We start from the raw sequence: 10238 nt of genomic DNA, 5'->3' as shown, positions 1-10238 counted from the left end.
AAAAAGCATAAAGAACTTACTTCTTAGATTATTGCTCAAGCCGCTGGGCTTCGTTCAAAGGAAAAAATTAGTAAATATTTTGAGGACATTTTTACCACTTCGCTATCAACTTCAAATTCAGCAATCGTGGCGTTAGCCGATTAGGAAGCGTAAAGACATTGTTTGCAAAGTCTTTAATTAAAAGATAACTGATGGTATTAGGTCGGTCGATAATATTGAAAATTTCAAGACTCGCCCAAATATTGTCAAAACCTTTGAACGGACTATGACTGCGACGATTTGACTTATCGGTGTCAAGCAAAAGAGCGCTAAAGCCAAGGTCAGCGCGGATGTAAGGATCTATTACAAGCGCATTCCTGTATTTGACACTTCCGGGAATGTTGTAGGGCAGACTGCTTCCGTACAGTGTGTTGAGATAAACTTTAAAGTTTTTATTAGTGCTTAAATAATCCTGGAAGAACATGCCGAAAGTGATCATCCGATCAGTGGGGCGACGGAGGCTGCCGACGTTTACGAGCGTGCTGTCGATGGGTTTGTTTTGATCATTAAGTTTATAATTGTAATAGTGATCGTTGCTGATGTTTTCTCTTGTCCGCATGAAACCCAGGCTAATCCAGCTTTCTGCATCTTTCACCAATTCTCCAAACAACCTGACTTCAGCACCTGCTGCGTATGCTTTTGCCATGTTCTCGCCGAAGTAACGTAACCTAACATTATCGATGTCGTAGGGAACAACGTCTGTCATTCCTTTATAATACAGCTCGGTTGTAATTCTTCCCGGTCTCTGCAACAATTTTATATTGTAGTCAAACCCTGCACTCACTTGCCAACTTTTTTGAGCTTTTAATTGTGTATTAACAGTACCATCGTATCGCCTTAGTTCGCGATAGAAAGGCGGCTGGTTATACGCGCCGGCAGAGCCGCGAAAAACAATATCTTTTTGCCAATTTCCTGGTTTAAAAGAAAAGCCTGCCCGCGGTGATAACAGGAACTCATTATTTAAAGTATTGTAGTTGTATCGCAAACCAATTTGTAAAGTGACTGCAGCAGAGTCGCGAAACTGTATGTTATCCTGAACAAAGCCACTAAAACGATCTATCGTTAAATCGGCTTTGTTTTTCAATACCTTATTTAGTCGAAGCATGTTAGGAGAGTAGGGGAGTGAATAACCGGCTGAATCGTTGTACTCCCATTCATTTAGTTTGTCCGTTACAATTTGCCTTTCAACACTGCTGCCAAATTGTATAAAATGTTTCTCTTTGTCAATGCTTCCTTTTAATGAGGCATTGTACACCTGTATGTTTAATTGATTTCTGCTAAAATTCTGATACACGCCTGCACCAAGAGGATTTACTATTAAACCAAAAGTTGCCTGGCTTTTATCAAAGTTTCGTTCACCAAAAAGATAAGCGCCAGTTATATCAATGTTTTCTGCCTCATCGTTTTCAAAACGACTAAGCATACCTTTTAACCTGAAATTCTTTCGCGGTTGCCAGGTTGTAGAGAGTCCAACCATATTAGTTTGGTAAGCATCCTTCTCCTGTCCCTGGAAAGCGATATCGACAGCAATATTTTGAGTAAATAAAGGCGAGAAGACAGCAGACGACAATTTGCTTTCTTCAGGAAACAGGTTGAATTTACTCTTAGAGATATTCGCCAAAACTTCAAATAGCCATTTACTGTTTGGTTGATAAGTTATCAAACCTTGGACGTCTGAAGAGGATGGAATATAATTTCCTTTGGTGTCCTGGCTGCTCACTAAATTCCTGTTACTGCGGTTGCGAAATCCGACGAGGTATGTGAGTTTGTCGTTGTTTCCCGTTCCTTCCAGGTGTAAACCTTGCTCGAGCAAACCGATATAAGCGGAGCCAGCAAATTTTCTCGGCCGCTTGTAAGTGATGTCAAGCACACTGCTCATTTTATCGCCGTACTTAGCCTGGAATCCGCCGTTGTAAAACTTTACGTTTTCCGTCATTTCAGGGTTAATAAAGCTCAAACCTTCCTGCTGGCCGCTACGAACCAGGTAGGGGCGGAAGACTTCGAAGTCATTTACATAAATAATGTTCTCATCGTAACTTCCGCCGCGCACATTATACTGGCTCGTTAATTCATTATTACTGCCAGTAAAAATTTTTATGAGACTTTCAATATTTCCTAAAGGCGAAGGGTTTAGGATGGCGACACTGGGATCGATATTTATTCGTCCCGCTTCAGTTCTGGCCCGGTTGTCTTTCACGGTCACGCCCTCCAACACGTTCTGCTGAGATTGCATTTGCACGGTCACGACTTCGTTTTCACCATCTAATAGATTGAAATTTCGCTGCACGTTCTTGTAACCCGTAAATGAAAAAACAAGTGCAACTGGTCTTCCCGGAGTAACAGTTATTAAAAAACTTCCTGAGTCATTCGTTGTTGTCCCTTTCTCCTTACCTAAAATACTGATGTTAACGTGAAAGAGAGGCTTGTCATTTTCATCAACCACCTTTCCGGAAATAGTGGCTTTTTTAGTTTGACCAAGAGCTGAAAAGGTGGATAGAATAGAAAGAATTAGCAGGTGTATGAATTTCATTATTCCGGGCTGATTAAAAACGGGCTCAAGATAAGGCATGCGGGATAAAAATACCTGACAATTGGCGCTTCGCTTCATACTTAAGAGTTGATCGAAATCTCGCTCAATAACTTCACTTAAGGTTTGAATAATTATAAGAAGTATTCTGAAAGTTGCCAATAAGATGAGGGCCTTCTGCTTACAATTCCCAAAAACCGGTTAAAAATACTTGCCCTAAACTTTCCATTTTCGGTTTTCCCCTTTTTACGGTAGGTTTGCCAGTCTTTTTTAAAAACCAAAACACAGGTGAATAACAGTGCACTTTAAAAGCGTAAAACTGTTATTCAAATCTTTATTTAAAAATTAAAAAAACTAATGAATTTCAACAGGATCAACAACATTGTTGGATGGGTTGTTTGCGTTATTGCTTGTACCACTTATATTCTTACCGCCGAGGCGGGTGGTAGTTTGTGGGATTGTGGCGAGTTTGTCAGCAGTGCTTTTAAGTTACAAATTCCCCATCCTCCCGGAGCTCCTTTATTTGTTTTAATCGGTCGTTTTTTTATCATTCTGTTTGGCGATAACCCGATGACTGCAGCAAAAGCTGTGAATGTGATGAGTGCTCTTGCCAGTGGTTTCACCATTTTATTCCTCTTCTGGACCATTACTCACTTTGCAAGAAAAGCGGTTCAAAAAGCTGGTGAGGCATTAACCAACAACGAAATTTTTGCAATAATGGGCGCCGGAGCAGTAGGTGCTCTTGCTTATACATATAGCGACTCATTTTGGTACTCCGCAGTGGAAGGTGAAGTATATGCCCTGAGTTCTTTTTTTACAGCCATTGTTTTCTGGGCAATATTAAAGTGGGAGAATGCGGTCGATCATGAAGCTCACACGGGTATCAATGCAGACCGGTGGATTATTTTCATATTCTTTCTGATGGGCCTTTCCATTGGTGTCCACTTATTGAACCTACTTACAATACCTGCCATCGTTATCGTGTATTATTACAAGCGTTATAAGACTACTACTAAAGGTGTTTTATGGGCATTTTTGATCGGTTGCTTAATCACCGGGTTTGTGCAAAAAGCAGTTATTCAATACACCATTGATGGTGCTGGTTACTTTGACATCTTCATGGTGAATAGTATTGGTCTCCCATTATTCAGCGGCTTTATTATTTTCTTTTTACTACTTGGAGTGGCCATCTGGTATGGATTGAAGGTAGCCAGGAGAAATAACTGGGGCTTTTTACGCCTTGGTCTTTGGTCGATTGCTTTCATGCTGATTGGCTATAGCACATATATCACCACGATGATTCGTAGTAATGCTGATCCTGCAGTAGATATGTATAACGTTGATAATCCAATGAGTCTTGTGGGCTACTTGGGCCGCGAGCAATACGGAGATTTTCCTTTGTTGTATGGTCAGAAGTTTACTGCGCAGCCAATAGATTACAAAGAGACTTCTACAAAATATATCAAGGCAAATGGCCATTATATTGAAAATGGAAAAGATGGCCATTATGTTTACGAGCCCGATAAGATGATGCTGTTTCCAAGAGTTTGGGATGCAAGCAACGACCAGGGCCACGGAGATTATTACGCACAATTTCTAGGAATAGGAAAACAACAAGATGGAACTTATGAAAGAGATCCAAACTTTGGAGATAATATCAAGTTCTTCGTTTCCTACCAAACTTACTGGATGTACTTCCGCTATTTTATGTGGAATTTCTCCGGTAAACAAAATGACGTGCAGGGAGTTTGGAACGGTAACCTGAGAGATGGTAACTGGATAACCGGCATTTCTTTTATCGACAATATTTTATACGGCGATCAGAGCCTGATGCCGGATAGTAGTAAAGAGAACAAGGCGCATAACAAGCTGTTTTTGCTTCCTTTCATTCTTGGAATTCTAGGTATTATATACCAGAACAGAACCGATAAGCGTGATACGTTTATTGTGTTCCTATTATTCTTCTTTACAGGAATGGCGATTGTGCTTTACTTAAACCAGGCTGGCAACCAGCCACGTGAACGGGACTATGCTTACGTTGGTTCTTTCTATGCTTTTGCCATCTGGATTGGTCTTGGCGTACTGCAAGTGAGAGAGTGGTTGTCTAAGTCTTTAAGCAGAAGCATTGCCACCAATCTTGCTACCGTTATTTGCCTGCTTGCTGTTCCTATCCTAATGGCGGCGCAAGAGTGGGATGACCACGATCGCAGTAAGAAAGTGCTGGCAAGGGATCTTGCTAAAGATTACCTCGAGAGCTGCGCACCTAACGCTGTTTTATTTTCGTTCGGTGACAACGATACCTATCCTTTGTGGTATGCGCAGGAAGTCGAAGGCATCCGCCCCGACATTCGCGTGATCAACTATAGTTTATTGGGTATCGACTGGTATATCAATCAACTTCGTTACCGCGTAAACCAAAGTAATCCAATCGATGTGATTTGGACTGCGGACCAAATTCAGGGCCGTAAGAGGGACTACATCAGGTACAATGAAAAGTCAGGTTTGCCCGCAAACCAATATTTCGATTTGTACGATTTAATGAAGAATTATGTTGGTAGCGACGATCCTAGTAAGATGGCTTCTGCTGGTGGAAATGATATGATTAACACTTTCCCGGTTAGAAAAGTTTCTGTTCCTGTCGATGTAAATACAGTTAGACAAAACGGTACGGTAGGCATTACAGACAGTATTGTGGGTGAAGTAAGGTTTGAGATACCGAAGACAACACTAATGAAAAATGATCTTGCCGTATTGAACATCATCGCGGCGAACAAGTGGCAGCGGCCTATATACTTCACCTCTGCTTTTGACGAGCTTGGTTTTGGTCCTTACCTGCGAAAAGATGGCCTGAGCTATCGTCTTGTGCCGGTAATGAACCAGCAAGTCAATACCGATTGGATGACGGATAAATTGATGAACAAGTTTGCTTATGGCAATGCTAATATTCCCGGTGTTTATTTTGACGAAGAAAATCGTCGCCACCTAAACACTATTCGTACTGCATATGCAGAGCTTGCTTTTGATTTATCATCAAAAGGCAGAAAAGAAGAAGCTCGTAAGGTGCTGCAAAAAGCAGATAAAATGATGCTCCAGGAAAACTTCCCCTATGGAATGATTAGTCGAGGAAATATGCACAACAGAAACAGCATCGCTTTCCTTGAAGCATGTTATCGTTCTGATGATAAGTCTTTAGCAACCAAGGTGCTGAACTCTGTAAGAAAAGACTTGCAACAACAAGTGAAGTTTTATAATTCTCTGAGCGAGACTAAAGCTGAATGGATGGCTTATGACAGGAAAACCGCGGAAGACTATTTGCAAGCTTTAGGAAGCCTGGAACAGATGTTTGGAAACAAAGGTGCACTTGGTGAGGGAAGTGGCAACATTGTAAATCCTGTTGCTCCCGGTGCAAGGGCTGACGCTACAAGTACTGACACTAACGCTGCAAAGAAGATGGCGCAATAGAATATTTTTGATTAATAACTTATCCCCGTCATACAACTATGACGGGGATTTGTATTTATGGTATTACTGCGTAATCTTGTCCAACACAACTCTTCTAACAGAAACTAACAAAAACTTTTTAAACTTATCTTCACGCCGCTTTTCAAAAGCCTGTTTACCTGGGCTCAATTTTCTCATTTTTAAATTTCAAACTGCTAATGACTTTCACAGAACAACTTGAAAAAATCTTTGTAGCAGAGGACGAGATTCCAAAAGAATTTGCTCTTCCTGTGCAAGTACATCAAAAAACTTATTTGTCTAACGGAGAAATGTTGCAATGGAATGGGGATGTGCATGAAGTGTACTCGCCTGTGTGTGTACGCACGCCGGAAGGATTGAAAAGAAAATTAATTGGCACTTACCCTGTATGCACTCCGAAAGAGGCAATGGATGCATTGGATGCAGCGGTTGTTGCCTATAATAACGGGCGCGGTGAGTGGCCAACAATGGCTGTTTCAGACAGGATAGCTTGTGTTGAGAATTTTACAAGAAAAATGATAGAGCAAAAAGACCTTGTAGTAAAGCTCATCATGTGGGAGATCGGTAAGTCTTATGCAGATTCTATAAAAGAGTTTGATCGTACTGTTGAATACATCTACGCAACTATTGACGCTCTTAAAGATATTGACAGGGATTCTTCCAGGTTTGAAATGCAACAGGGGATTATTGCGCAAGTACGACGTTCACCGCTTGGGGTTGTACTTTGTATGGGGCCGTTCAACTATCCTTTGAACGAAACATTTACCACGCTTATTCCTGCAATTATCATGGGGAACACCCTTTTGTTTAAACCTCCAAAACACGGCACCTTATTGCATTATCCTTTGTTAGAAGCTTTTCGAAGCTGTTTTCCAAAAGGCGTGGTAAATACTATTTATGGCCGTGGTAATGCGATTATTCCTGACCTCATGAAGTCGGGAAAGATTAACGTGCTTACTCTAATTGGTTCAAGCAAAGTGGCTAACGAATTAAAAAAACTGCACCCTAAAATAAACAGGTTGCGGGCAATTCTTGGCCTTGATGCTAAGAACGCAGCCATCATTACCAGCCATGCTGATATTAAATTGGCCGTGCAGGAAACTGTACTTGGCTCGCTGTCTTTTAACGGCCAACGTTGTACTGCTTTAAAAATCATCTTTGTTCATAAAACAATCGCAGAAGAATTTTTAAGCCAACTAAAAGAAGAGGTATCAAAACTAAAATTTGGAATGCCATGGGAAAAGGGCGTATCACTAACCCCCTTGCCCGAGCCAAACAAGCCGGCTTATTTAAAAGAATGCATTGAAGATGCCATACAAAATGGCGCCTCAGTAGTAAACGAAAATGGTGGAGCTACCGTAGAGTCCTTTTTCTATCCCGCCATCGTATATCCCGTAAATAACAAAATGAAACTGTATCGCGAAGAGCAGTTTGGCCCAATCATACCCGTTATTCCCTACGAAAGCATGGAAGAGCCAATAGAGTACCTGATAGAGTCAACCCATGGGCAACAAGTAAGTATTTTTAGTAACGATAGTCATGAAGTTGCTTCGTCTATCGACATTCTTGTAAACCAGGTTAGTCGTGTTAATATCAATGCCCAATGTCAACGCGGCCCTGACGCATTCCCTTTTACTGGTCGTAAAGATAGTGCCGAGGGAACCTTATCAGTCGTTGATGCGTTGCGGTCTTTTTCTATCCGCTCCCTTGTTGCAACTAAACTAAATGATAACAACAAGCACCTGTTGAACGAGATCGTCTCTGGTGAAGATTCAAACTTCTTAAGTACTAGGTTTATTTTCTAAGTAAATTTTTTTTGCTGTTGCCGCTTTCAAAGAGGGGTGACAGCAAAATTTTTTTTTACGTACTATAAAACTGGTTAAAGTCGAGGCACCTTTTTTAGTTCTTGGGACAGAGTAGGAGTGATCCTGTTACTTTTATATCCTGTTTAATATTACCTCAAAACTTGGCTTTAAATATTATCTTAGCTAGGGGAGTAAGCAGGTTTGAAGCTTTTTTGCGGCAAACTTTCTTCTGTTCTAAATGGAGCGTAATACACAATAAATGAAGGACACCAGTTACTTACGAAAGTCTTCAACCTTTGCCTGGCTGATAATTGCCTGGCAGCTCTCCTTAACTGCCGTTGCAATGGCCCTAACATTATCTCAAAATCTTTTCATTAAAGTTCCGGGCGAATTATTACTTGCGATTTGCATTCTACAATGGTTTATCCTGGAGCATGACCTTGGCCATAGCGCCTTTTTCAAAAGCAACTCTGTAAATGTCGTCTTCGGACACGTTGCCTCTTTGTTTAGTCTTCTTCCATTTTATCCCTGGAAGAATGTGCACCACGCACATCATGTCTGGACTGGCTGGAAGGATCTTGACCCTACGCAGCCGCAGAAAAAACTCACCGAACTTTCTTCGATGCTCATCGGCTTTATCAACTTTTGTTGGAGACGATGGATACCCATTTTCGCTTTGTCATTTTCTACTTCGACCTTTTGGAATCTCCCGCGCTTGATGAAGATGTATCCTCAGAAGAAGAAAGTTCTACAGCATAGTTTCAGTGTTTTCTTTATTGTTCTCGTGTATTTGTTGCTGGTGTTTTTCTTTAGTGATTTCATGCTGACTTGTTGGTTGCCTGCATTTGTTTTATACCTTTTCGTGACTGATCCTTTACTGCTGAGTCAACATACACATTTAGATCAACCTGAGTCGGAAGGCCAACATGTGAGACCAGTTAAATATCGTTTACAACCTGCCTATACCCGGTCTGTTATTTATCCCACATGGATCTCAAAATATATTCTTTATCATTTTGACAAGCACGGACTTCATCACCAATTTCCTGGAATTCCTTTTTATCGGTTGAGTGAATTGAAACCGCCCGAAGAGAATACCATTTACTGGCTGAAGTGGTTAAAGATTGCCAAGCAGGTACCTGCCCACATTTTGATTTTTAAATCAGTAAAAGAAACAGGGATCAGCCTATGAAATCATTAAGCGAAAAACTGATGATTGAAAGTAGTGGCTTGATTAAAAATTACTGGTATGCAGCAGCCCGATCCACTGATCTGAAAAAAGGTAAACCAGTTAAGGCAGTCATAATGGAGTTGCCCATCGTTTTGTGGAGAAATTCTAAGGGAGACATAGCAGCAATGATTGATAGGTGTAATCATCGCAATGCTCCTTTAAGCGAAGGGAAAATTGAGAATGATTGTATTGTTTGCCCTTACCATGGCTGGGTGTATAACGAGAAGGGACAGTGTGTTAACATTCCCTCAGAAGGGCCTAACACCGATCGTATACCTAACAAAAAAGTTGAGTTATTTCCGGTGATAGAACGATACGGGCTGGTGTGGGTTTGGATGGGGCGAGAGGTTTTGCCAGACAAGGAGCCTTTTGAAATGCCTTATTATAGTGGAGAAGGGTGGAAGAACTACTACATGGTAACGCCCTTTGATAATGCAGTTACAGACCTTGTCGAAAACTTCATGGACGTTCCCCATACAGTATATGTCCATAAAGGTTGGTTTCGCGATAAGAAGCAGATTTGTATCAAAGCTGAAGTTGAAAGAACGCCCAACAGTGTGCTAGTGAGTTACGATCAACCCAATGACTCTATTGGTTTTTTTGACTGGATGATTAATCCCAAGCGGCTACCTCTAAAGCATACTGATAATTTCTACATGCCGAATGTTACAAGGGTTGATTACGTTTATGGCAACCAGGAAAAAGCTTTTATAATCACCAGTACCTGCACGCCGGTTAAGGCCTTTGAAACTAAAGTGTATACGTTAATCACTTACAAACTCGGTTGGTTCAACGCACTTGCTACCTTTTTTTTGCCCTGGTATACTAAGAAGGTTATCGACCAGGATGTGTGGATTATGAAAATTCATGGTAAAAACATGCAAACCTTTAAGACCCCTGACTACAAGTCTACACAAGTAGACTTCATGCATGTCTACATTGAATCTTTAAGGCGAGCTGCGGAAACACCAGATGAACAACCAACACCTCAGCCGATAAAAAAACAAATTGAATTTTGGATATAAAAGGATGCTTAATCGTAACTTCTGGCAGGAAACACAAGTTGATAAAAGCAGCTATGAAAAGATACGGTACAAGGGTGTGACACAACGGAAGCTACATTAGTCAACAGAGGTTTGTTAAAAAAAAAACTAGA

The 10238-nt window shown here is 41.0% G+C and carries 5 protein-coding genes; 4 read left to right on the top strand and 1 reads right to left on the bottom strand.

Translation table 11 applies throughout. From position 1 onward, the window contains the following. Window positions 1–91: 91 nt before the first annotated feature. Window positions 92–2647, bottom strand: a complete 2556-nt coding sequence (locus SAE01_RS23005; protein ID WP_246113316.1) for a TonB-dependent receptor — start codon at window positions 2645–2647, stop codon at window positions 92–94. A 276-nt stretch (window positions 2648–2923) separates the two neighbouring features. On the opposite strand from SAE01_RS23005, the gene SAE01_RS23000 reads away from it, so the two are divergent. The 4 genes from SAE01_RS23000 (at window position 2924) to SAE01_RS22985 (ending at window position 10107) form a co-directional block, all read left to right on the top strand. After that, window positions 2924–6028, top strand: a complete 3105-nt coding sequence (locus tag SAE01_RS23000) for a glycosyltransferase family 117 protein (protein ID WP_147206188.1) — start codon at window positions 2924–2926, stop codon at window positions 6026–6028. 197 nt (window positions 6029–6225) lie between these two features. Next, entirely contained in the window at window positions 6226–7851 is a 1626-nt protein-coding gene (locus tag SAE01_RS22995) for an NADP-dependent glyceraldehyde-3-phosphate dehydrogenase (protein WP_147206187.1), read from the top strand. A 259-nt stretch (window positions 7852–8110) separates the two neighbouring features. After that, window positions 8111–9043: a fatty acid desaturase family protein gene (locus SAE01_RS22990; protein WP_147206186.1), complete on the top strand. Its 933-nt coding sequence runs from the start codon at window positions 8111–8113 to the stop codon at window positions 9041–9043. Next, window positions 9040–10107, top strand: a complete 1068-nt coding sequence (locus SAE01_RS22985; protein WP_147206185.1) for an aromatic ring-hydroxylating dioxygenase subunit alpha — start codon at window positions 9040–9042, stop codon at window positions 10105–10107. Before SAE01_RS22990 ends, SAE01_RS22985 begins: the two co-directional genes overlap by 4 nt. Window positions 10108–10238: the final 131 nt, after the last annotated feature.

The sequence above is a fragment of the Segetibacter aerophilus genome, assembly GCF_007991655.1.
In the GTDB taxonomy this organism is placed as follows: Bacteria; Bacteroidota; Bacteroidia; order Chitinophagales; family Chitinophagaceae; genus Segetibacter; species Segetibacter aerophilus.
The sequence above is the reverse complement of the archived record's forward strand: the minus strand, read 5'-3'. Positions and strand labels throughout refer to the sequence as shown.